This window comes from Cupriavidus sp. GW823-FHT07A04, from assembly GCF_058794615.1.
In genome coordinates, this window is record NZ_JBXAHA010000035.1 from 1 (window position 1) to 23,361 (window position 23,361).

Consider the following 23,361-nt stretch of genomic DNA (forward strand, 5'->3'; position numbering starts at 1 on the left):
CGATACTCAGACATGGGTCCCTCTTTTCCGCTCTTTTCGCCGAATCCCGAGGCGCCCCATACGGCCTTGGCACACCTACACGGCTCGCTTCGCATCGCGCAGGGGTGTTCCCCGCCTTGGCGGCGGGTCACACGGCTAAGACGTATGGGTGGGAGGCTTCATTGCCTGGCTGGTCAGATTTCCAGGTTGTCGATCAACCGGGTCGCGCCTAGCTTGGCTGCGGTCAGGATGACCAGCGGTTCGCCGGCTACATATTCTTCGCGGGTGGGGGCTTGCAGGTCCACGCGCTTGCGGATGGCGACGTAGTCGGGTTGCCAGCCGCGGGCTTGCAGGGCGGCCTTGGCGCTGGCTTCGATGGCGGCGAGGTCCGCGCTGGCGCTGTTGGCGGCCAGGACGGTGTCGCGCACTTCGTGCAGTGTCTTGTAGAGCACCGGGGCTTCGGTGCGCTCGTCGGGCGTCAGGTAGCGGTTGCGCGAGGACAAGGCCAGGCCGTCTTCAGCGCGCACGGTTTCGGCGGGGATGATGTCGATCGGCAGCGCGAACTGATGGACCATGCGGCGCACGATCATCAGTTGCTGGTAGTCCTTCTTGCCGAACACGGCCACGCGCGGCTGCGCGCAGGACAGCAGCTTCATCACTACGGTGCATACGCCCTTGAAGAAGCCGGGGCGGAACTCGCCTTCCAGGATGTCGCCCAGGTCGTGCGGCGGCTCCACGCGGTATTCCTGCGGCTCCGGGTACATGTCGCGCTCGGTGGGCGCAAACAGCACATAGACACCTTCCTTTTGCAGCTTCTCGATGTCGTCCTGCAGCGTGCGCGGGTACTTGTCGAAATCCTCATTGGGGCCGAACTGCAACCGGTTGACGAAGATCGACGCGACCACCGGGTCACCATGCTGGCGCGCCAGGCGCATCAGCGACAGGTGGCCTTCGTGCAGGTTGCCCATGGTCGGCACGAACGCCGCCCGGTTCTGCCCGCGCAACTGGTCCCGCAACTCGTGAATGGAGGAGATGACTTTCATGAAGTTGGTGTGCTGGTCGTGGTAGGAATGCCCTGGCGCGGGTGTGCGCCGGGAGGCCGGTCCGGTGCTCTAGGTGGCGCCGATTGTCGGCGGATTGTAGAGCATGTGGCCCGAGGCGGGCGGCGCTATTGGTGCGGCTTAGCTGGGAATGTACGCCAATCGCACATAAATCGGTGCGAAGGGTTCGGCCTGGGTGATCTCGACCAGGGCTTCGCGCGATAGCTCAAGCATGGCGATGAAGTTGACCACCACCACCGGCACGCCCTTGCCGGAACGCACCGCGTCTTCGAAGAGCTCGCTGAACTCCATGAAGCGGGCATGCTGCAGGCGGCGCAGGATGTGGCTCATGTGCTCGCGAACGGACAATTCCTCGCGCGAGATCTTGTGGTGCTGGTTGAGCCTGGCGCGCTTGATCACGTCGGCCCAGGCGGCCTGCAGGTCCACCACTTCCACATCGGGGAAGCGCGGCGCAATGCTCTGCTCGATGTAGACCTGCGAGTGCAGGAAATCGCGCCCGAGCTGCGGCACCTGGTCGATACGCATGGCCGCCAGCTTCATCTGCTCGTATTCGAGCAGGCGGCGGACCAGCTCGGCGCGCGGATCCTCTTCTTCGTCGTCGCTGTCGGACTTTTTCACCGGCAGCAGCATCCGCGACTTGATTTCGATCAGCATGGCGGCCATCAGCAGGTACTCGGCGGCCAGCTCAAGATTGCTCTTACGGATCTGCTCGATATACGTGAGGTACTGACGCGTCACTTGCGCCATCGGGATATCGAGGACGTTGAAGTTCTGCTTGCGGATCAGGTAAAGCAACAGATCCAGCGGCCCCTCGAACGCTTCCAGGAAGATTTCCAGCGCATCCGGCGGGATGTACAGGTCCTGCGGCAGCTTGAACAGGGGCTCGCCGTACAGGCGAGCGAACGCCATGCCGTCGACGGCGGCCGGCGTGGAATCCTGCTCGGGCGTCACGCTCGGCAGCTCGATCGCCGGCTTCAGCTTGTCCTGCTCGCTCTGGTTCATCTAGGGGCGCTCGCTCGGGGGTGGGGCGATGCGGCGGGTAAGGGCTTCAGTCCAGCGAGTAGACGTACGGCTTTTGCGCCACGCGCGAGGCGTCGGCACGGGCACGTTCTTCGAGGTTGATCGGGCTCTTGTCCCACAGCAGGGCGCGGCCCTGGCGTTGCTCCGCTTCCAGGGAAGGGCGCTCGTCCTTGAGCGACTTCAGGAACTGGGTGATATCCGATTCGTAGGCAGCCATGGCGGGAAACAGGGTGAAATTAACAAACAGCGGGGATTTTACCGTATCGGCGGGCCTGGCAACGGGATTGCGCGCGATTCTGCCGTTTTCATCCCGTGCTCTCGCCTTCGGCGACGGCTGTAGTGACGTTTGTGGCGGTCTTTTTGGCGGCGCCGGACAGGCCGGCCGCGCGGGTGTGGTCAAATATCGACTTTGCGTGACGTGCATCAATCGATGAGGATGGACCCAGGGAACCCGTGCACCATGCCCGCCGGCCTTGCCGCCCCTGCCGGCGGACGGCCGGTGGCGCCGGCCGTGCTGCGCCGCCTGATGCACCCGCTGCTGGTGGCCCTGACGCTATCCGCGGGGCCCGTTGCCGCCGCCTATAAAGTCGAGGTGGACGCGCCCAAGCCGATCAAGGAAATCCTGCAGGACCACCTGGACCTGTCGCGCTACCGCACCCGCGAGGATATCTCGCCCGACCAGTTCAACTATATGGTCGAGACCGTGGGCGAGCAGGTCCGCCAGTTCACTTCCACCGAAGGCTATTTCGATCCGCAGACCACCACCAAGGTGGACGGCAGCGGCGACGAGCGCACCGTGCGCATCACGGTGGAGCTGGGCGCACGCACGGTGATTCGCGCCGTCGACGTGAGCGTGACCGGCCCGGCCGCCAGCCAGTCGCCGGAGCGGATCGCCGAAATCAGGGCCAAGTGGGGCCTGCCGGTAGCCGCGCCGTTTCGCCAGGCGGACTGGGACAAGGCCAAGGAAGATGCCCTGGTGGCGCTGCAGAGCAACACCTACTACGGGGCCCGCCTGACCGGCTCGCAAGCCCGCATCGAGCCGGATGAGCACGCGGCTGACCTGAGCGCGCGCTTTGCCAGCGGCCCGGCCTACAGCATGGGGCCGCTGAAGATCAGTGGGCTGCGGCGCTATCCCGAGCAGATCATCCGCAACGTCAATCCGCTGTATGAGGGCGAGCCGTACCGCGTGGAGCGTTTGCTGGAATTCCAGCGCGCGATCCAGAACCAGCCGTATTTCTCCAATGTGCAGATCGACCTTGGCGAGCAGGAGACGACGGAGGACGGCAAGATTGTCGACACCAGTCCGGACCGGGCCGCCGAGCCCAAGGTTGACATGAGTGCCGACAAGGTCACCGTGCCGGTGTATGTCAGGGTGCGGGAGTATCCCGTCAATCGGCTGTCGTCCGGCGTGGGCTACACCACCGATACCGGCGCCCAGGTCGAAGGCCGATATTCGTACTACAACCTGTTCAACCGCGCCTGGGTGTTCGACTCGCAAGCGCGCATCGAGCAAAAGCGCCAGTACGCATTCGGCGAGATCGCGATGCCGCCGGACAGCAGGACGTACCGCAACAGTGCCTACGCCAGCTACGAACGCACCATCGACCTCGAAAGCACCGACCTGACCAGCCTGCGCACCGGCCTGAAACGATCCCGCTCGCGCGAGAAGTACGACACCACCATTTCGCTCGACTATTACTACGACAACCTGCAGCCCTTCGGCGAGGCGAACCAGCTCAGCCGGGCGCTGGTGCCTGCCTTTGCCTGGACGCGGCGCGACGTGGACAACCCGGTGTTCCCGCGCCGCGGCAACGTCATCAGCACGCAGGTGGGCGTGGCCGCCAAGCACATGCTGAGCGACGAAACCTTCTTCCGCCTGTACGGGCGTATCCGCCAGTATGTGCCCGTGGGCAAGCGCGACCTGGTGGTGGCCAGGCTGGAGCTCGGCGCGGATATCACCAACGGCGACGTGACCAAGATCCCCGCCTCGCTGCGTTTTCGGGCGGGCGGCACGGATTCGATCCGGGGCTACGGCTACCAGTCGATCGGTACCCGCAACGGCGCCAGCGTGCTGCCGGCCAAGTACCTCGGCACGGCGAGCCTGGAGTACCAGTACTGGTTCCTGCATGACTGGGGCGCCGCGATCTTCTGGGACGTGGGCACGGCCACCGACAACCTGACGGGCGTCAAGCTCTACAACGGCGTGGGCATCGGCGCGCGCTGGCGCAGCCCGGTGGGGCCGGTGCAGCTCGACGTGGGCTACGGCATCCAGGCAAAGCAGTTCCGCCCGCATATCTCGCTGGGAGTCGCGTTCTGATGATTGTTCTGACGATGACGATGCGGCCCGGCCGCCAGCACGGCGGCCTCCATGAACGCAGTTGCAGGGGTTTTGCCACATGAGCATTCCCGACATGCCTCCCGTGCCCGCCTCCGGCGATGTTCCGCCCGGGCCGGCACGGCCGCGCCGCACGCGCCTCGGGCGCTGGCTGGCCTGGTGCGTCGTGGTGCTGCTGTTGTTGGTGCTGGCGGCGCTCGCGGCGGTGGTGCAAGCCTTGCGTACGGAGGCCGGCACGCGCCAGCTGTGGTCGCTGGCCACGCGCCTGTCCTCAGGCGCGTTGTCTGGCAAGCTCGAAGGCGGCACGGTGGCGCATGGCCTGCGGTTGCGCGATGTGGTGTTTGCCAGCGGCGAGACACGGGTGACGATTGACCGTGTCGACGGCAGTTGGGCGCTTGGCTGGTCGCCGACCCGCTTGCATGTCAGCGCGCTGCGCGTGGGCGCCGTCACGCTGCACCTGCCGCCGTCGCAGCCTGACAGCGCGCCCGCCACCTTGCCAAAATCGCTCGAACTGCCATTGGCAGTGGACGTGGATACGCTCACGCTGGACCGCCTGACCTTGCTGCAAGGGCCGCCGGCCACGCCCAGCGAGATGGTGTTTAGCGACCTGGCGGGCTCGCTGCATTCCGACGGGCAACGCCACCGCATCAGCGTGGAACGGCTGGTCACGCCATACGGCAAGCTGGCCGCCAATGCGCAGATCGCCGGCCAGGCGCCGTTTGCGCTGAACGGCGCCGCGCTGCTGGAGGGCAGCTGGCAGAAGGAATCCTTTAGCATCAGCGCCAATGTGCGTGGCTCGCTTGCCATGCTGCACGCGCAAGCCGAGGCCAGCGGTGATCGCCTGCGCGGCCGCGCCGAGGCGGACCTGACGCCGTTTGGCAAGGTGCCGTTCACCCATGTGCTGGTCAATGGCGAGCACATCAATCCGCGCTTGTTCAGCCCCTCGGCACCGCGTGCCAATCTTTCCGTGCAGGCCGAGTTGCGCCCGGTGGATGGCGCGGCTACGCCGGTGCCGGGCGCAGCGGCCAGCGCCCCGGCGGCACCGCCGGCATCGGCATCGGCAGTTGCAACGCCGGCCTCCACGCCCGCCGCCAAGCCTGGCAGCGCCCACGACAGCGCGCCCCTGCGCGTGGCGGGCGACGTGCGCATCGTCAACCACGAGGCCGGCAAGCTCGACGCCGAGCGCCTGCCGGTGGAATCGGTGCAAGCGCATATCGAGGTCAGCGAGGCGGCGCAGATGGTGCGCGACCTGCACGTGGCGCTGGCCGGCGGCGGCGAGATCCGCGGCGGCGGTGCGCTGCGCGATGGCCGCGGCGGCTTCGACCTCGACGTGCGCGACCTCGACCCGCAGGCCCTCTATGGCAGCCTGAAGCGCGTGCGCTTGTCCGGGCCGGTGAGCTTGCGGATGGAGCCCGGCCGCCAGAGCGTGGCGCTGGACCTGGCCGGCGGCGAGTACAAGCTCTTTGCCGATGCGCATCTGGATGCCGAGGCAGTGACGTTGACCTCGCTGCGTGCCGGCATCGGCGCGGGCACGCTTAACGCCGATGGCAAGCTGTCGCTGAAGGACACGCAGCCCTTCAGCTTCAAGGGCAAGCTGATCAATTTCGACCCGGCCCGCGTGGCCGAGGTGGCGCCCGGGCGCATCAATGCGGACTTCACCGCCAGCGGCACGCTAGCGCCGGAGCACCGCGTGGCGCTGGACTTCGCGGTGCGCGACAGCGTCTATGCAGGGCTGCCGATGCGTGGCGAGGGCAAGCTGCGGCTGGCAGGCGAGCGCTTGCTGCCGAGCCAGGCCACGCTGGAGATGGCCGGCAACCAGGCCCAGATCAACGGCAGCTTTGGCGCGCGCGGCGACCGCCTGAAAGTGCATGTGGACGCGCCGCAGCTCGATCGGCTCAAGTTCGGCGTGGCCGGCGTGCTAAAGCTCGACGCGGACATCACCGGCACGCTGGCGCGGCCCGAGATCGTGGCCAGCTATGCCGCGCAGTCGCTGGTGGTGGGCCCGCACCACGTGGCCAGCGCCAGCGGCAGCGCCGAGTTGCGCGGGGGGCTGAACGGCACGCTCGCGCTGAAACTGAACGCCCGCGACTATCGCGGCCCGGTCGCCACGCTGCGCACGCTCGATGCCTCGCTCAGCGGCACCCAGGCCAGCCATGCCTTCGACCTGAAGGCGGCCGGCGCGTTGCACGACAAGCCGATGCAACTCGCCTTGTCGGGGCAGGGCGCCTGGCAGGGGGCGGCCGGCTGGAAGGGCACCATCGGCTCCTTGGAGGAGCGCGGCACGGTCAACGTGCGGCTGATCGCGCCGACGCAACTGCAGGTGGCGGACCAGCGCGTGCATCTCGGCGCGGCCAGCCTGCAGTTCGAGCGCGCCCGCGTGACTGTGGACAGCTTCGATTTCGACCACGGCCGCGTCCGCACCCAGGGCAACCTCGATGGCCTGCAGGTGGCCAACGTGCTGCGCCTGGCCGAGGCCTTGACGGGCGAGGCGCCGCCGGTGCGCTCGGACCTGGTCTTGGACGGCCGCTGGAACATCACGCTGGCCGAGTCTGCCTCCGGCTTTGCCGAGCTGCACCGGCGCAGCGGCGACGTCTCGGTGAGCGCCGGGCGGGGCTACACCGCGCTGGGCCTGGGAGAAACCGCGCTGCGCGCCGAGTTTGCCGGCAGCCGCGTCAACCTGAAAGGCGGCATCGAGGCCGCACGGGTCGGCAAGGTGGTGGTAGACGCCTCCGCCGGGCTGATCCAGGAGCAGGGCCTGATGACGGTGACGCCGGCTTCCACGCTGGCGGGCAAGGTCTCGCTGGATGTGCCGAAGATCAAGTCGCTGGAGGCGCTGAGCGGCCCGCAATACGCGTTCGATGGCAAGCTGGCGGCAGTCCTGCAACTGGCGGGCAGCGTCGGGCAGCCCCTCGTTACCGGCAACATCGACGGCACCGGCATCGCCATCTCGCTCTACGACCTGGGTATCCAGCTGACCGATGGCATCGTGCACGTGGTGCTCGACCAGAACACCATCGAGCTCAAGCAGGTGGAGTTCCGCGGCGGCGACGGCAAGATCGTGGCCACCGGCAACGTGAAACTGGGCGACACCGATCCCAACCTGACGGGCAAGATCGTGGCCGACAAGCTCCAGCTCTTTGCCAGCCCCGAGCGCACGCTGATCATTTCCGGTGATGCCAGCATCGCCAACGAGAATCGCCAGATCGTGATCCGCGGCAAGTTCCGCGTGGATCGCGGCTTGTTCGACCTGCCCAAGGCCGGCGCCCCGGAGCTGGGCGACGACGTAGTGGTGGTGCGCCGCCGCGACCAGCGCGAGATCAAGACCGCCGCCACGCCGGTGCCGGAGGCCAAGCCGGCCAGCCGCTTCAGCCCGCTGATCGACCTCACGCTCGACCTTGGCGACAATTTCCGCTTCCGCGGGGCCGGCGCGGACCTGCGCCTGGGCGGGCAGCTTGGCGTGCGCAGCGCCCCACTGACGCCGCTGCGCGCCACCGGCACCATCCGCGTGACCGACGGCACCTATGAAGCGTTCGGGCGCAAGCTCAACATCGAGCGCGGCATCGTCAATTTCAACGGGCCGGTGGACAATCCCAACCTCAATATCCGCGCCATGCGCCGCAACCAGGAAGTGGAGGCGGGGGTGGAGGTGACCGGCACGGTACGCCTGCCGCGCGTCAAGCTGGTGTCCGAGCCGAATGTGCCGGAGGAGGATAAGCTGTCATGGCTCATGTTCGGCTACGGCGCGGAAGGCGCCGCGGCCGGACAGCAGCAGCAACTGAGTGCGGGGGCCCTGGGCGGTGCCGCGCTGGGCATGCTGGGCGGGCGCGCGGGCAAGGGGATCGTGCAGCATCTGGGCATCGACGAGTTTTCGATCGGGCCAAGCACGGCCGGCCTCAACGACCAGCAGGTGGTCAGCGTGGGCAAGGCCGTGACCGAAAAGATCTCGGCGGGCTATGAGCAGAGCCTGACCAGTGCCAGCAACGTGGTCAAGCTGACCTGGGCATTCTCGCGGCGCTGGTCGCTGATTGCCAAGGGCGGCTCGATCAACGGGCTTTCGGTGCTGTTTAACCGCCGCTTCGACAGTTGGGGTAATTTGTTCACGGGCGCGTCCAGCCGCGCCGGAACCGCGAGGAGCCAGACCGATGCCAGCCAGGATGCCGACAGCAATGCAACGGACGCAGCCGCGCCCGCGCAGCCCTGAGACACGCGCCATGATCTGCGTGCCGCCCACCTCCGCCACCTCCGTCACTGCCGCGTCTTACCGACGCCTTGCCGCCATGGGACTGATTTCCTCCGTGCTTGCCCTGTTCGGGTGCGACCAGCAAAAGGTCGACGAAGCGATGAAGAAGGCGGGCGATACCGCGCACGCCACCTGGAACTCGGTCAAGCCCGACAGCCAGTTGTTCAAGGGCATCGTGGTGGGCGAATCCAGCGAGGACGACGTGCGCAAACAGGCCGGGCGCCCGGAGATCACCTGGGAAGAAGAGGACGGCGGCCGCCGGCTGGAATACCCGCGCGGCCCGGAAGGCGCCACCACCTGGATGGTGACGATCGGCGCCGATGGCAAGGTGCGCGCGATCGAGCAGGTGCTGACCGCGGAGAACTTCGCGCGCGTGCGCGCCGGCATGAGCCGCGACGATATCCGCCGCCTGGTCGGCAAGCCTACCAAGGTGGAAGCTTTCGCGCTCAAGAAGGAAGAGGTGTGGGGCTACCGCTGGTGGGAAAGCGCGCAGGAGAAGGCGTTCTTCAACGTGCATTTCAACGCTGACGGCAAGGTAACGCACACCTCGCGCAGCGACGAGAGGCTGCAGGGCGGTTAGCCTGCCGCGGGCCGCTCGGCCCGCTCTGCGAGCAAGACGCCGGCCCTGGCACAGGCTGCGGCCAGCGTGTCGCAATAGTTTGCCGTGCCCATCTGTTCCAGGAAGCCCGCGCGCCGCATCAGCGACATCACCTGTGCTGCCGCGGCGCACAGCACCAGCGTGCCGCCACGCCGCGCCAGCGTCTTGCGCAAGGCGTCCAGCGTGTCCAGGCCGGTGGTGTCCAGTGCCACCAGCTTGCCCACGTCCAGGATCAGCACCGCCGGTACCGGCTGCGTGCGGTCGCGGGGGTCGATCAGCGCTTCCACTTTGTTGACGGCGCCGAAGAAGAGCGCGCCGGTCATGTGATAGGCCGCCACCTCGCCGGCCGGCAGCGGCCTGCCGTCGGCCGCCGGGGGCAGCGCGGCTGGCGCGATCGCCTCGATCTGCGTGAGCGCGGCCATGCGGTAGATGAAGAACAGGCAGGCGAGCACCAGTCCCACCTGCACCGCCACGGTCAGGTCGAACACCACGGTCAGCACGAAGGTGCCGAGCAGGATGATGCGGTAGTTGTTGCTGTAGCGCTTCAGGTGCGTCAGCCCGAACACATGCCACTCGCCCATGTTCCACGCCACGTAGAGCAGGATGGCGGCCAGCGTGGCGAGCGGGATGGCGCTGGCCAGTGGCGCCGCCACCAGCACGATCAGCAGCAGTGTGGCGGCGTGGATCATGCCAGCCACCGGCGTGCGCCCACCGCTGCGTACGTTGGTGACGGTACGGGCGATGGTGCCCGTGGCCGGCAGGCCGCCGAAGAACGGCGTGACGATATTGGCGATGCCCTGCGCCATCAGTTCCTGGTTGGGATCGTGGCGGTCGTCGATCAGGCTGTCGGCCACGCGTGCGCAGAGCAGCGATTCGATGGCGCCGAGCAGGGCGATGGTCAGGGTGGGCGCCACCAGTTGCTGGACCAGTTGCCAGCTCAGTTGCGGCAGCGCAAACGGCGGCAGACCCTGCGGAATGCCGCCGAAGCGCGTGCCGATGGTCTCCACCGGCAAGTGCAGCAGGGCATTGGCCGCGGTGGCTAGCACCAGCGCTGTCACCGTGCCGGGAACGATGGCCAGCGCGCGGCCAAGGCGGCCGTGCGCATTGGGCGGGCTTGCCGGGTTTGCCGCAATCGTCGATACGGGGCGCCAGCGCTTGCCTGCCAGCAGGGCCAGGCGCGACCAGCCCGCCACCACCACCAGCGAGCTGACCGCCAGTGCCACCGTGGGCCAGGACACCGTGGGCAGGGCGCGTCCCAGCACACGCATCTGCGAAAGGAAGTTGCCAGGCAGCTTGCCGGTTTGCAGGCCAAGGAAATCGGCGATCTGCGAGACCATGATCAGCACGGCGATGCCGTTGGTGAAGCCGATCACGATGGCCACGGGGATAAAGCGGATCAGGGTGCCTAGCCGGAACAGCCCCATGGCGAACAGCAGGCCGCCCGCCAGGATGGTAGCGATCAGCAGGTTGGCCACGCCGTAGCGCGCCACGATGCCGTAGACGATGACGATGAAGGCGCCGGCGGGACCGCCGATCTGCACCGGCGAGCCGCCCAGCGCGGCGATCAGGAAGCCCGCGATGATGGCGGTGAACAGGCCGGCCTGCGGTGGCATCCCGCTGGCGATGGCAAAGGCCATCGCCAGCGGCAGCGCCACCACACCCACGGTGAGGCCGGCGGCGAGGTCCTTGAAGAAGAGGGCGCGGTTGTAGTCGCGCAGGCTGTCGAGCAGGCGCGGGTGGAAGGCGGCGAGGGGGAAGGGCTGGCGTAGGCGCGGCCTGCCGCCAGCGGGCGGCGCTGGCGTGCCAGCGGGGGCGGGGGCGTGGCCGGGAACGCTGTCGGGCATGCCAGGAAATCCCATCAACACCCTGTCGGGCATGGGTGCAGTATGGGCTTCCCGGGGGCGTGGCGTCAATCGGCGCCGGCGCCATGGCGCGTTGGCGGCTCAGCGCTGGCGCGCCTAACCGCCCCCGCGGGTCAGCCGATGCGCATGCCCGGCACAGCGCCTTCGTGCGGCTCCAGGATCCAGAGGCCCGGCGTGGCTTTCTCATCCGCTGCCGATGCGGCCAGCACCATGCCCTCGGACAGCCCGAACTTCATCTTGCGCGGAGCCAGGTTGGCCACCATCACGGTGAGCTTGCCCACCAGCTGCTCGGGCGTGTAGGCCGACTGGATGCCGGAGAAGACGTTGCGCGTCTTGCCTTCGCCCAGGTCCAGCGTGAGCTGCAGCAGCTTGCTCGATCCTTCCACCTTCTGGCAGTCCACGATCTTGGCCACGCGCAGGTCGATCTTGGCGAAGTCGTCGATTGTGATGGTGTCGGCGATGGGCTCGATCGACGCAGCGGCGGCATCCGCTTCACCGGCGGGCGCGGTGGCCTGCAGCGAGTCGCGGTTGGCGGCCAGCAGCGCGTCGACCTGCTTGGCATCCACGCGCGTCATCAGGTGCGAGTACGGCTGCACCGGGCGCGAAGCCGAGAGTTGCTTGTCGATGCCGCGCCAGTCCAGCGGCTCGATATTGAGGAATCGCTCCACGCCCGCGGCCATTTGCGGCACCACCGGCTTGAGGTAGACGGTGAGCAGGCGGAAGGCTTCCAGCGAGACCGAGCACGCAGCGTGCAGGGCCGCGCGCTTGCTTTCGTCGCGTGCCAGCTCCCACGGCTTCTCCGTGTCGACGAAGGCGTTCACCGAATCCGTGAGCTCCATCACCAGGCGCAGCGCCTTGCTGTACTCGCGGGCTTCATAGAACTGTGCCACTTGCGGCGCGGCTTCACGCAATTGCTTGAGCAGCGGGTTGGCCAGCGCGGCCTCGTCCACCACGCCGTCGAAACGCTTGACCAGGAAGCCGGCGGCGCGGCTGGCAATGTTGACGTACTTGCCGATCAGGTCGCTGTTCACGCGCGCAATGAAGTCATCGAGGTTCAAGTCGAGGTCTTCCATGCTGGCGTTGAGCTTGGCGGCGAAGTAGTAGCGCAGCCATTCCGGGTTCATGCCGGTGTCGATATAGCTCTGCGCGGTAATGAAGGTGCCGCGCGACTTGCTCATCTTGGCGCCGTCCACCGTCAGGAAGCCGTGGGCAAACACGTTGGTGGGCGTGCGGTAGCCCGAGAAGCGCAGCATGGCCGGCCAGAACAGCGTGTGGAAGTACAGGATGTCCTTGCCGATGAAATGATATTGCTCGGCGGTGGAGTGCGGGCCTACCCAGGCGTCGAAATCGATGCCCTTCTTTTCGGCCAGGTTCTTGAAGCTGGCGTAGTAGCCGATCGGCGCATCCAGCCACACGTAGAAATACTTGCCGGGAGCGCCGGGAATCTCAAAGCCGAAGTAGGGCGCATCGCGCGAGATGTCCCAGTCCGAGAGCGTGGAAGCCTCGCCTTCGGCGCCCAGCCATTCCTGCATCTTGTTGGCCGCTTCCGGCTGGGCCAGGTCGGCCACCCACTCGCGCAGGAAGGTTTCGCAGCGCGGGTCGGACAGCTTGAAGAAGTAATGCGCGGAGGACTTGCGCACCGGGGTGGCGCCCGACACCACCGAGTACGGGTTTTTCAGGTCGGTGGGCACGTAGGTCGTGCCGCAGACTTCGCATGAGTCGCCGTACTGGTCCTTGGCGCCGCACTTCGGACATTCGCCCTTGATGAAGCGGTCCGGCAGGAACATGTTCTTGACCGGGTCGTAGAACTGCTCGACCTCGCGCTCGGCGATCAGGTCCTCGGCCTTCAGCGCCAGGTAGATCTTCTCGGAGAGCTGCTTGTTCTCATCCGAGTCGGTGCTGTAGTAGTTGTCGAACGACACCATGAAGCTGTCGAAGTCGCGCTTGTGCTCGGTCCACACGCGATCGATCAGCTGCTTGGGCGTAATGCCTTCCTTCTCGGCCCGCAGCATCACCGGGGTGCCGTGCGTGTCGTCCGCGCCGACGTAGTAGACCTCGTTCGCCATCATGCGCTGGAAGCGCACCCAGATGTCGGTCTGGATGTATTCCACCAGGTGGCCGATATGGATCTGGCCGTTGGCGTAGGGCAGGGCAGAAGTAACGAGGATGCGACGTGCGGTCATGGAAAAATTGCCGGTCAGGAGGGGGGTGGACGGTAAGGCGGGGGGCGTCGCCACCAAAGTCGGGCGGGCACCGTGAGAGGGCTATTCTAACAAGCGGGGCGGGCAGCGCGTGCACTGCGGCAGCGCGCAGGCGGAAGAGAGGGCTTCGAGTGATATTTAGTGACGCAAGAGGCGCTCAATAAACTGAGGACAAAAAAAGCGCCGGTCAGAGCCGGCGCAGCTTTCCACAACGGAAAAGGAGGAGAAATCAGGTACCGCCCGGGAGGTCAGCCACCCATCGCGAGCCAGCAACGGTGACAAGCGGTACCTATTTCTATGACCGCATCATCTCTGAATTGGTTTCAAATAAATTTCGACCCGGCGATTTTGTGCGCGCCCGGCCTCGGTGGCGTTGTCCGCGACCGGCTGGGTCTGGCCCCGTCCTTCGGCTGCCAGGCGGGTCCGGGCAACGCCTCGGTCACCCAGGTAGGTTGCGACGCTCTGGGCGCGGCGCTGCGACAACTGCATGTTGTAGTTCGGGTTGCCGGTGCTGTCGGTATGGCCCACCACGGTGGCAGAGACGTCCTGTTGCTGGGCAAGGGTCTGCGAGACCTGGTCGAGCACCGATCGGAACGACGGCTTGATGGTGGCGCTGTCCGTATCGAAGGTCACCTGGCTCGGGATGTTCACCTTGAGCGAGCCGTCCGGCTGCTCGGTGATCTGCGTGCCCGTGCCCGCCGTGTCCTTGTTCAGCTTGCCGCGGATTGCGTTCCAGTTGTAACCCGTGGCCCCGCCCAGGGCCCCGCCGACCGCCGCGCCGACGAGCGTGCCGGTGGTATTGCCGCCGATCAGGTTGCCCAGGCCGGCGCCGACCGCAGCGCCCACGCCGGTGCCGACCGCGGTCTGGGTGCCTTGCTCTGTGGCGCAGCCCGCGGCAAGGGTGGCGACAATGGCAAGGCTGACGAGCTTGAGTTTCATGCTTTCTCCTTCAGGACGAAGCGTTTTGGCTGATTTTGAAGTGGTGCGCGCAACACCGCTAGAAATAACGCGGAAGACACCTGAATACAAGGGCCCGGACCGTATTCACCGGGCTCGCGTTCCTGGCGCACTACAATAAGGAGATGGTGCCGGGTGCACAAGCCTGTTGCTGTGACAGTTGTAAGTGCGTGTAATTCCACGTGTAGATCCTGGGCTTGCCGCTCTCGCATTACCCTCACGTTACCCTTGCGCCGCACTTCGCTCATACTTTGATAAAGTACGCGCCTTCCCCCATATTCCCATATTCAGTAGCGGAGATTGTCTTGAGCCTCACCGTCGACCAGGTTACCGAAGTCCTGCGCACCGTGATCGACCCCAACACGGGCCGGGATCTGGTGTCCACCCGTTCGGCTCGCAATGTGCGGGTCGAAGGCGGCGATGTGTCGCTGGAAGTGGAGCTGGGTTATCCCGGCAAGAGCCAGCTGGAACCGATCCGCAAACAAGTGGTGGATGCGCTGCGCCAGTTGCCTGGCGTGGCCAATGCCAACGTGGCCGTCAGCATGAAAATCGTGGCCCACGCGGTGCAGCGCGGCGTCAAGCTGCTGCCGGGCGTCAAGAACGTGATCGCCGTGGCGTCGGGCAAGGGCGGCGTGGGCAAGTCCACCACCGCCGTCAACCTGGCGCTGGCGCTGTCCGCCGAGGGTGCCCGCGTGGGCATGCTCGACGCCGACATCTACGGCCCGAGCCTGCCCATGATGCTGGGCATCGATGGCCGCCCGGAGTCGTCCGATGGCCAGACCATGGAACCGCTCGAAGGCCACGGCCTGCAGGCCAACTCGATCGGCTTCCTGATCGAGCAGGACAACCCGATGGTGTGGCGTGGCCCGATGGTGACCTCGGCGCTGGAGCAGTTGCTGCGCCAGACCAACTGGCACGATCTCGATTACCTGATCGTCGACATGCCGCCGGGCACCGGCGACATCCAGCTGACGCTGTCGCAGAAAGTGCCGGTGACGGGTGCCGTCATCGTCACCACCCCCCAGGATATCGCCCTGCTGGACGCCAAGAAGGGCCTGAAGATGTTCGAGAAGGTGGGCATCCCCATTCTCGGCATCGTCGAGAACATGGCTGTCTACTGCTGCCCGAACTGCGGCCACGTCGAGCATATCTTCGGCGAAGGCGGTGGCGAGAAGATGTGCGAGGACTACGGCGTGGACCTGCTGGGCAGCATGCCGCTTAACCGCTCGATCCGCGAGCAGACCGACACCGGCCGGCCCACCGTGGTGTCCGATCCTGATAGCCCGATCGCCGAGCTGTACCGCGCCATGGCGCGCAAGGTGGCTATCAAGGTGGCCGACCGCGCCCGCGATATGACCAGCAAGTTCCCCAGTATCGTGGTGCAGAACACCTGATCCCCATGGACACGCCAGCCGACTCCGCTGCAGGCAACCCGGCCCCCGACGCCGTGCCCGCTGGCCGGCCCGGCGTGACCATGGCCGTGGTGATGCGCCGCGTGCCGCTGGCCAGCCGCTGGCAGCCTTGGAAATGGGAACTCGGCGCCGTGCTGCCGGATCTTGGCGAGTTTGGCGCCGTGCCCCACTGCCTGGCGCAGGACGAACACGGCGCGCGCTGGCTGTACCCGGGCTACGCTGTCACGCTGTTCCGCGACGAGGCCGAGGGTTATTACCTCAACCTCACTTCCACCGCGCCCTGCTGGTTCGTGCTGTGGCGAATGGCAGAGGAGGGCGGGCAGACTGCCGTGCCGACATCGCGAGACGGCGAGCCGCTGCCGGTGCCGGTGACGGTGACACTGTCCTACAACGAGGCTGGACGCTGGCTCGACGCCGGCGAAACCGTCGAGAACGTGCCGCTGGCCCCTGAGCAGCTGGAGTGGCTGCAAGCCTACGTGGCCCAGTACTACCACCCCGAGCCCAAGAAACGCCGCCGCCCGGAATCATTCAAGGCGCCGGAGGACAGGGCGCGCTACTGATGCTGGCAGACCGCACATGAGCGATGCTTCCTTCCTGTCGCGCTGGTCCCGCCGCAAGGCCGCGGCGCGCGACGGCAAGCCGCTTGAGGCTGAGCCACCGCTGCCGGCGGAATCATCCGTGCCTCCCGGCAAGGATGCACCAGTAGCCCAGGCACTGCCAGACCCCGTTCCACCTACCCCACCCGCTGAACCGCTCCCCACGCTAGCCGATGCCGCCTTGCTGCAGCCGGGCGACAGCATCGCTCGCTTCGTCGCGCGCGGCGTGGACGAGAACGTGAAGCGCGCCGCGCTCAAGACGTTGTTCGCCGATCCGCATTTCAACGTGATGGACGGCCTCGATACCTATATCGACGACTACAGCCAGCCCGATCCGATTCCGCTTGATGTGCTGCGGCGTATGCGCCAGTCCGAGACGCTGGGGCTGTTCGCGCCCACCGATGAGGAACTGGCGGCGGCTCGCGCACAGCAAGAAGGGCCCGATGTGCAAGATGCCGCCCTGGTGACGCCCGAGCCGTTTGCTGCATTGCCGCAAACAGCCGGCGAGGCTGGGGAGGCCGGCATTGCCACCGCCACCGCAACTGCAACTGCAACTGCAACCGCCACCGATGCCGATGCCGATGCCGATACTGGCTTGCCTCCTGCCGCGTCCCCGGCCGGCACTTCCGCCCCAGGCAAACACGCGTAGTCGCTGCCCTTGGCGCGGCCTACAATAGGCTTCCCCCACATTCAGCTGGCGGCAAGACTCCCAACAAATGGAGCGGCCAGGCCGGCCAGCCGCACTCTCCATGCCGACGCTGATCTGCAATTGCAACGACACGATGCCGCTTGACGGGGCGGCATTGTCGGGCAATGTTCCCGCGCCCGCGGGTGGCGTGAAGACGCCACTCAAGGTCCATCATCTGCTGTGCCGCCGCGAGATTGGAGACTTCACCGCCGCGCTCGCCGGCACCGACGATGTCATCGTGGCTTGCACGCAGGAGCGCGCGCTGTTTACCGAGGTAGCCGCCCGGCGCCAGGCCGAGGGCACCATGACGGCGCCCGTGCGCTTCGTCAATATCCGCGAGACCGGTGGCTGGTCGCAGGGGGCGCGGCGCGACCCGAAAACCGCCAACGCCAAGATCGCTGCCTTGCTGGCCGCCGCCGCGCTGCCGGACCCGGATCCGGTGCCCGTGGTGGACTACCGCTCTGGCGGCGCTGTGCTGGTGCTAGGCCCCGCCGACCGTGCGATTCCCTGGGCCGGCAAGCTGGCCGAAGCCGGCATGGATGTTTCGGTGCTGCTCAGCGCCGCCGCCGCCGGGGCCATGGCCCCGGCCGGCCTGCCCGCCTCGCGGGCGTTCCCCGTGCACAGCGGCAAGCTGGTCAAGCTCGGCGGCTGGCTGGGCGCCTTCGAGGCCAGCTGGGAGACCGGCGCGGGACGCAGCAACCCGATCGACCTGGACCTGTGCACGCGCTGCAATGCCTGCATCGACGCTTGCCCGGAAGACGCCATCGATTTCAGCTACCAGGTGGACCTGGACCGCTGCCGCTCGCATCGCGCTTGCGTGAAGGCCTGCGGCGCCGCTGCCGCGATCGATTTCGAGCGCCCGGCCGCCACTGCCACGGAACGCTTCGACCTGGTGTTCGACCTGGCCGACACGCCGGCCTTCCTCATGCACGCGCCGCCGCAGGGCTACCTGTACGCCGGCGCGGATGCGCTGCGCCAGCAGGCGCAGGCATTGGCACTGGTCCAGTTGGTGGGCGAGTTCGAGAAGCCGAAGTTCTTCCAGTACAAGGAGAAACTCTGCGCGCATGGCCGCAACCAGACCACGGGTTGCACGGCCTGTATCGACATCTGCTCCACCGAAGCGATCCGCTCGCAATGGCACGACGGGCGCGGCCGCATTGAGGTCACGCCGAACCTGTGCATGGGCTGCGGCGCCTGCACCACGGTGTGCCCAACCGGCGCCATCAGCTATGCCTATCCCAAGCCGGATCACCTCGGCGAGCGCTTGCGCACCCTGATCTCGGCCTACCGCGCTGCGGGCGGGCGCGACGCTGTGCTGTTGCTGCATGGCGAGGAGTACGGCAATGCGCCCATCCTGGCGTTGGGCCGCGCTGCGCGCGCCGGACAGGCCAACGGCATGCCGCCCAATGTGATTCCGGTGGGGTTGTTCCACCCGGCCGCGTGCGGGCTTGAGCTGTGGCTGGCGGCCATCTGCTGGGGCGCTGGACGTGTCGCCGTGATGCTCACCGGTGACGAGGCCCCGCAATACCGCACGGCGCTGGCCGGGCAGGTAGCAGTGGGGCAGGCTATTCTGGCGGGCCTCGGCTATGACGGCGAATGCCTGTCGCTGGTCGATGGCCCGGATGCCGTCACGCTGGACGTGCAACTATCGGCCTTGGCCGCGCCGGGGAGCAGCCGACCGGCCGCGCCACCCGCCGTGTTCCACGCTGCGGCCGCCAAGCGCGAGACGCTGGATTTTGCGCTGGATCATCTCGTGCGCAATGCGCCGCGCCCGGCCGCCAGCGTTGCGCTGCCTGCCGGAGCGCCGCTGGGCGCGGTGGCGGTGGACACCGGGCGCTGCACGTTGTGCATGGCCTGCGTTGGCGCCTGTCCCTCGCAAGCCCTGCGCGATAATCCCGAGCAGCCGGTGCTGGGCTTCCTGGAGCGCAACTGCGTGCAGTGCGGCTTGTGCGAGAAGACCTGCCCGGAAGACGCCATCACCCTGGTGCCCCGCTTGCTCACCGGTGAGCAAGCGCGCCGCACCGTGACGTTGGCCGAGACCCAGCCCTTCCATTGCATTCGCTGCGCCAAGCCGTTCGGCACCGCCCAGATGGTGCATGCCATGCTGGCCCGGCTGGCGAGCCACCCGGCGTTTGCCGGCGAGGCCGCCGAGCGCCTGAAGATGTGCGGCGATTGCCGCGTTGTCGACATGATGGAAAAGAACAGCGGCGAGGCCAGCGGCAACGCCTTGCAGTAGCCAAGCAGGCCATCCTTGAGAATCATCACGACATGACAGATTTCCAGCCTATCCAGCTGATCCCTCCGGTCGCCCACGCGGCGCCCGACGCAGAAGACACCGCCCGGGCGGACCTGTACGGCCTGCTGGCCACGCTGCTGTATCGCGCGCCGGATGCCGCGCTGCTGCACCATATCGCCGCCAACCGCGCGCACGGCGAGGACGCCGCCACGCCGCTGGGCGACGCCTGGAACGATTTGTGCGACGCAGCATCGGTCACCACGGCCGAGCAAGCCAGCGACGAATACCAGCAATTGTTCGTCGGCGTGGGCAAGCCGGAAGTCCTGCTGTACGGCTCCTACTACCAGACCGGCTTCCTCAATGAGCGCCCGCTGGTGGCGCTGCGCGACGACCTGGCGCGCTATGGCCTGGTGCGCCAGGACAATGTCAGCGAAACCGAGGATCACATCGCCACATTGTGCGAGGTGATGCGCTTCCTGGTGGCGGGCGAGGACGGTGGCGTGGCAAACCTTGCCGAGCAGCAGCACTTTTTCTCGCGCCATCTGCAGTCATGGGTGGAAACCCTGTGCGACAGCGCGGCGGCGCATCCGCAAGCGCAGCTCTATGCCCGCGTGGCCGCGCTGCTGAAGGCCTTCATGGCGGTCGAGGCGATCGCGCTGGACATGCATTGATCGCACGCAAGTTCTTGATTGCCATCATGGAAATCCCGGGGAGTCATGGTCTTTCGACACATATCATTCTAAAATAGGCAGTAGTGTTCATAACAGGATTGGTAATCGGTCTGGACAGGCCGAGGAGCCCCCCAAAATGAAAGACAAGCAGCCGAAGGCCGCGCGCCGCGCCTTCCTTGCCGGCACCGGGGTTGTTGCCGCGGCCGGCGCCGCCGCCGCGCTGACTTCGCGCGGTCCGGCCATGCCCGCCGTGCCCAGCCTGGCGGCGGCCATTCCCGATGTCACGTCGACCGACGGCGACGGCTACCGGGTCACAGAGCATATTCGCAAGTACTACCGGACTACGCTGGTGTGAGTGGCCGCGCCTGGCGCACGCCTAGCTCTACCTCGTTTCCATCCTGGGGTGATACATGATCTTGACCCGCAAACGCGCGGCGCAGGGCAGCGCATCTTCGCAACTGGCTAGCGGCTCGGGCGAGCGCGCTGGTGGCCGGCTCTCCGAGCGTCTGGCTGCCGGGCTGGCGGGTGCCATGCCCACCATGGACCGGCGCAGCTTTCTCAAGCGCTCCGGCATCGGGGTGGGCGCGGGGCTGGCGGCTTCGCAGCTGACGCTGTTGCGTCGGGCCGATGCCGCGGATGCCTCAGGCGCGGCGGCCGGCGGCGAGGACAAGGGCAATATCGTGGTGCGCCGTACCGTGTGCGGCCACTGCTCGGTGGGGTGCGCGGTCGATGCCGTGGTGCACAACGGCGTGTGGGTGCGCCAGAACCCTGTCTTCGATTCGCCGATCAACATGGGCGCGCACTGCGCCAAGGGTGCCGCGCTGCGCGAGCACGGCCACGGCGAGTACCGGCTGAAGTACCCGATGAAGCTGGTGAACGGCAAATACCAGCGCGTCAGTTGGGATCAGGCGCTCGACGAGATCACCGCCAGGATGAAAGAGATCCGCCAGCAGACCGGGCCGGACTCGATGTTCTTCGTCGGCTCCTCCAAGCACAGCAATGAAGGGGCCTACCTGCTGCGCAAGTGGGTATCGTTCTTCGGCACCAACAACACCGACCACCAGGCACGCATCTGCCACTCCACCACGGTGGCCGGCGTGGCCAATACGTGGGGCTATGGTGCGATGACCAATTCGTACAACGATATGCAGAACGCCCGCGCGGCGCTGTATATCGGCTCCAACGCGGCCGAGGCGCACCCGGTGTCGATGCTGCACCTGCTGCACGCCAAGGAGAACGGCTGCAAGGTGATCGTGGTCGATCCGCGCTACACCCGTACGGCCGCGAAGTCCGATTACTACGTACGGGTCCGCTCGGGCACCGATATCGCTTTCCTGTTCGGCGTGCTGTACCACATCTTCCAGAACGGCTGGGAAGACCAGAAGTACATCAACGATCGCGTCTACGGCATGGACCGCGTCAAGGAGGAAGTCCTCGCCAAGTGGACGCCGGACAAGGTCGAGGAAGTCTGCGGCGTGCCCGAGGCGCAGGTCCACCAGGTTGCCGAGATCATGGCCAAGAACCGGCCCAGCACGCTGGTGTGGTGCATGGGCCAGACCCAGCACACCATCGGCAACGCCATCGTGCGCGCCTCCTGCATCGTGCAGCTGGCGCTGGGCAATATCGGCGTGTCGGGCGGCGGCGCCAACATCTTCCGCGGTCACGATAACGTGCAGGGCGCGACCGACGTGGGCCCCAACCCGGACTCGCTGCCGGGTTACTATGGCCTGGCCACTGGCGCCTGGAAGCACTATGCCGCGGTGTGGGGCGTCGACTACGAATGGATCAAGAAGCAGTACGCCTCGCAGGCGATGATGGAGAAGTCCGGGACCACGGTGTCGCGCTGGATCGATATCGTGACCGAGAAGCCAGAGCTGATCGACCAGGACAACAACGTCCGCGGGGTGTTTTTCTGGGGCCATGCACCCAACTCGCAGACGCGCGGGCTGGAGATGAAAAAGGCGCTCGACAAGCTCGACCTGCTGGTGGTGATCGACCCTTATCCGTCAGCCACCGCCGCGATGGCCAACATGCCGCCGGCGGAAGGCGACAAGGTCAACCCGAACCGCGCGGTCTACCTGCTGCCGGCCTGCACGCAGTTCGAGACAACCGGGTCCTGCACCGCCTCCAACCGCTCGCTGCAGTGGCGCGAGAAGGTGATCGAGCCGCTGTTCGAGTCGATGCCGGACCACACCATCATGCAGGCCTTCGCCGACCGGCTCGGCTTTGGCAAGGAGCTGTCGAAGAACTTCAAGCTCAACGAGGTCAAGCGCGCGGGCCGGACCTGGATGGAGCCCGAAGTCGAGTCCATCCTGCGCGAGATCAACGCCAGCAACTGGACCATCGGCTACACCGGGCAATCTCCCGAGCGGCTCAAGTCGCATATGCGCAATATGGAGAAGTTCGACGTGCGCACGCTGCGTTGCCTCGGCGGCAAGGATCCGCTGACCGGCTACGACCTGACCGGCGATTACTTTGGCCTGCCGTGGCCGTGCTATGGCACGCCGGAGCTCAAGCACCCCGGCTCGCCCAACCTGTATGACACCAGCCGCAACGTCATGGACGGCGGCGGCAACTTCCGCGCCAACTTCGGCGTGGAGCGCGACGGCGTCAGCCTGCTGGCCGAGGATGGCTCGTACTCGAGAGGCGCGGACATTACCACCGGCTATCCGGAGTTCGACCACGTGCTGCTGAAGAAGCTGGGATGGTGGGATGAGCTGACGGACGCCGAGAAGCAGAAGGCCGAGGGCAAGAACTGGAAGACGGATCTGTCCGGTGGCATCCAGCGCGTGGTGCTGAAGAACCATGGCTGCCACCCCTTTGGCAACGCCAAGGCGCGGGCCATCGTGTGGAACTTTCCCGACCCAATCCCGCAGCACCGCGAGCCGCTGTATTCCACCCGGCCCGACATGGTCGCCAAGTACCCCACGCACGACGACAAGATGGCGTTCTGGCGGCTGCCCACGCTGTACAAGTCGCTGCAGCAGCGCAACGTCGAGAACAAGCTCTACGAGAAGTTCCCGATCATTCTCACCTCCGGCCGCCTGGTCGAGTACGAGGGCGGGGGGGAGGAAACCCGGTCCAACCCGTGGCTGGCCGAGTTGCAGCAGGAGAACTTCGTCGAGATCAACCCGCGCGCGGCGTCCGATCGCGGCATCCGCAACGGTGACTTCTGCTGGGTCAGCACGCCCACCGGCGCGCACATCAAGGTGCGCGCGCTGGTGACCGAGCGCGTCGGCGTGGATACCGCCTTCATCCCGTTCCACTTCTCTGGCTGGTGGCAGGGCAAGGACCTGAAGGACTACTACCCGGAGGGCGCGATGCCGATCGTGCGCGGCGAGGCCATCAACACGGCCACCACCTACGGCTATGACTCGGTGACGATGATGCAGGAAACCAAGACCACGATCTGCCAGATCGCACGGTTCACGTGAATGCGGTTGTGATCGACATCGAGATAGCGACAGAGATGGCGGCAGAGTTGGCGATAGAGACCAAGGGCAAG

General features: G+C 66.6%; 16 protein-coding genes. 10 read left to right on the forward strand and 6 right to left on the reverse strand.

What is annotated here, in order from left to right; translation table 11 throughout:
- Positions 1-173: 173 nt before the first annotated feature.
- From panC to AC1Q7Q_RS38575, 3 genes are all read right to left on the reverse strand, one after another.
- Entirely contained in the window at positions 174-1,022 is an 849-nt protein-coding gene (gene panC / locus AC1Q7Q_RS38565) for a pantoate--beta-alanine ligase (RefSeq protein WP_492374967.1), read from the reverse strand.
- 138 nt (positions 1,023-1,160) lie between these two features.
- Positions 1,161-2,042: a segregation and condensation protein A gene (locus AC1Q7Q_RS38570; protein WP_174422669.1), complete on the reverse strand. Its 882-nt coding sequence runs from the start codon at positions 2,040-2,042 to the stop codon at positions 1,161-1,163.
- A 46-nt stretch (positions 2,043-2,088) separates the two neighbouring features.
- The gene (locus tag AC1Q7Q_RS38575) at positions 2,089-2,277 is read right to left on the reverse strand and encodes a DUF3460 family protein (protein WP_006160566.1); all 189 of its coding nucleotides are present in this window, start codon (positions 2,275-2,277) and stop codon (positions 2,089-2,091) included.
- A 243-nt stretch (positions 2,278-2,520) separates the two neighbouring features.
- On the opposite strand from AC1Q7Q_RS38575, the gene AC1Q7Q_RS38580 reads away from it, so the two are divergent.
- From AC1Q7Q_RS38580 to bamE, 3 genes are all read left to right on the forward strand, one after another.
- Positions 2,521-4,377, forward strand: coding sequence for an autotransporter assembly complex protein TamA (locus AC1Q7Q_RS38580; RefSeq protein ID WP_492374968.1), 1,857 nt, complete (start codon positions 2,521-2,523; stop codon positions 4,375-4,377).
- Positions 4,378-4,456: 79 nt separating this feature from the next.
- Positions 4,457-8,596 carry a translocation/assembly module TamB domain-containing protein gene (locus AC1Q7Q_RS38585; protein WP_492374969.1) on the forward strand — a complete coding sequence of 1,380 codons (4,140 nt, stop codon included), beginning with the start codon at positions 4,457-4,459 and terminating at the stop codon, positions 8,594-8,596.
- Positions 8,597-8,672: 76 nt separating this feature from the next.
- Positions 8,673-9,215, forward strand: coding sequence for an outer membrane protein assembly factor BamE domain-containing protein (gene bamE / locus AC1Q7Q_RS38590; RefSeq protein WP_043352217.1), 543 nt, complete (start codon positions 8,673-8,675; stop codon positions 9,213-9,215).
- Here the strand turns inward: bamE and AC1Q7Q_RS38595 are convergent.
- The 3 genes from AC1Q7Q_RS38595 to AC1Q7Q_RS38605 all read right to left on the reverse strand — a co-directional run bounded on the left by AC1Q7Q_RS38595 (position 9,212) and on the right by AC1Q7Q_RS38605 (position 14,235).
- Entirely contained in the window at positions 9,212-11,077 is a 1,866-nt protein-coding gene (locus tag AC1Q7Q_RS38595) for a SulP family inorganic anion transporter (RefSeq protein ID WP_492387289.1), read from the reverse strand. The two genes, bamE and AC1Q7Q_RS38595, sit on opposite strands and share 4 nt — an antisense overlap.
- 131 nt (positions 11,078-11,208) lie before the next feature.
- A complete protein-coding gene (gene metG, locus AC1Q7Q_RS38600) occupies positions 11,209-13,278 on the reverse strand; it encodes a methionine--tRNA ligase (protein WP_492374971.1) in 2,070 nt (689 codons plus the stop codon).
- Between the two features lie 324 nt (positions 13,279-13,602).
- Complete coding sequence (locus AC1Q7Q_RS38605; protein WP_150984015.1) at positions 13,603-14,235, reverse strand: YiaD family glycine zipper/OmpA-like lipoprotein; 633 nt, start codon at positions 14,233-14,235, stop codon at positions 13,603-13,605.
- A gap of 323 nt (positions 14,236-14,558) precedes the next feature.
- Between AC1Q7Q_RS38605 and apbC the strand changes: the two genes are divergently transcribed.
- The 7 genes from apbC (at position 14,559) to AC1Q7Q_RS38640 (ending at position 23,290) form a co-directional block, all read left to right on the forward strand.
- Positions 14,559-15,647, forward strand: a complete 1,089-nt coding sequence (gene apbC, locus AC1Q7Q_RS38610) for an iron-sulfur cluster carrier protein ApbC (protein WP_492374972.1) — start codon at positions 14,559-14,561, stop codon at positions 15,645-15,647.
- 5 nt (positions 15,648-15,652) lie between these two features.
- A complete protein-coding gene (locus tag AC1Q7Q_RS38615; protein ID WP_492374973.1) occupies positions 15,653-16,225 on the forward strand; it encodes a DUF3305 domain-containing protein in 573 nt (190 codons plus the stop codon).
- A gap of 16 nt (positions 16,226-16,241) precedes the next feature.
- Positions 16,242-16,910 (forward strand): DUF3306 domain-containing protein, encoded by a 669-nt coding sequence (locus AC1Q7Q_RS38620; protein ID WP_492374974.1) that lies wholly within the window; start codon positions 16,242-16,244, stop codon positions 16,908-16,910.
- 100 nt (positions 16,911-17,010) lie between these two features.
- The gene (locus tag AC1Q7Q_RS38625; protein ID WP_492374975.1) at positions 17,011-19,185 is read left to right on the forward strand and encodes a 4Fe-4S binding protein; all 2,175 of its coding nucleotides are present in this window, start codon (positions 17,011-17,013) and stop codon (positions 19,183-19,185) included.
- Between the two features lie 32 nt (positions 19,186-19,217).
- Positions 19,218-19,856 carry a TorD/DmsD family molecular chaperone gene (locus AC1Q7Q_RS38630; RefSeq protein ID WP_492374976.1) on the forward strand — a complete coding sequence of 213 codons (639 nt, stop codon included), beginning with the start codon at positions 19,218-19,220 and terminating at the stop codon, positions 19,854-19,856.
- A gap of 136 nt (positions 19,857-19,992) precedes the next feature.
- Positions 19,993-20,211, forward strand: coding sequence for a formate dehydrogenase (locus tag AC1Q7Q_RS38635; RefSeq protein ID WP_043348783.1), 219 nt, complete (start codon positions 19,993-19,995; stop codon positions 20,209-20,211).
- A gap of 55 nt (positions 20,212-20,266) precedes the next feature.
- Complete coding sequence (locus AC1Q7Q_RS38640) at positions 20,267-23,290, forward strand: molybdopterin-dependent oxidoreductase (RefSeq protein WP_492374977.1); 3,024 nt, start codon at positions 20,267-20,269, stop codon at positions 23,288-23,290.
- Positions 23,291-23,361 lie beyond the last annotated feature (71 nt).

Coding starts and splice junctions, on each gene's coding strand:
- AC1Q7Q_RS38640 (WP_492374977.1), top strand. CDS start 20,267: ATGATCTTGACCCGCAAACGCGCGGCGCAGGGCAGCGCATCTTCGCAA.
- AC1Q7Q_RS38585 (WP_492374969.1), top strand. CDS start 4,457: ATGAGCATTCCCGACATGCCTCCCGTGCCCGCCTCCGGCGATGTTCCG.
- AC1Q7Q_RS38635 (WP_043348783.1), top strand. CDS start 19,993: ATGAAAGACAAGCAGCCGAAGGCCGCGCGCCGCGCCTTCCTTGCCGGC.
- AC1Q7Q_RS38620 (WP_492374974.1), top strand. CDS start 16,242: ATGAGCGATGCTTCCTTCCTGTCGCGCTGGTCCCGCCGCAAGGCCGCG.
- bamE (WP_043352217.1), top strand. CDS start 8,673: ATGGGACTGATTTCCTCCGTGCTTGCCCTGTTCGGGTGCGACCAGCAA.
- AC1Q7Q_RS38580 (WP_492374968.1), top strand. CDS start 2,521: ATGCCCGCCGGCCTTGCCGCCCCTGCCGGCGGACGGCCGGTGGCGCCG.
- AC1Q7Q_RS38575 (WP_006160566.1), bottom strand. CDS start 2,277: ATGGCTGCCTACGAATCGGATATCACCCAGTTCCTGAAGTCGCTCAAG.
- AC1Q7Q_RS38625 (WP_492374975.1), top strand. CDS start 17,011: ATGCCGACGCTGATCTGCAATTGCAACGACACGATGCCGCTTGACGGG.
- AC1Q7Q_RS38595 (WP_492387289.1), bottom strand. CDS start 11,077: ATGCCCGACAGCGTTCCCGGCCACGCCCCCGCCCCCGCTGGCACGCCA.
- panC (WP_492374967.1), bottom strand. CDS start 1,022: ATGAAAGTCATCTCCTCCATTCACGAGTTGCGGGACCAGTTGCGCGGG.
- AC1Q7Q_RS38570 (WP_174422669.1), bottom strand. CDS start 2,042: ATGAACCAGAGCGAGCAGGACAAGCTGAAGCCGGCGATCGAGCTGCCG.
- metG (WP_492374971.1), bottom strand. CDS start 13,278: ATGACCGCACGTCGCATCCTCGTTACTTCTGCCCTGCCCTACGCCAAC.
- AC1Q7Q_RS38630 (WP_492374976.1), top strand. CDS start 19,218: ATGACAGATTTCCAGCCTATCCAGCTGATCCCTCCGGTCGCCCACGCG.
- AC1Q7Q_RS38605 (WP_150984015.1), bottom strand. CDS start 14,235: ATGAAACTCAAGCTCGTCAGCCTTGCCATTGTCGCCACCCTTGCCGCG.
- AC1Q7Q_RS38615 (WP_492374973.1), top strand. CDS start 15,653: ATGGACACGCCAGCCGACTCCGCTGCAGGCAACCCGGCCCCCGACGCC.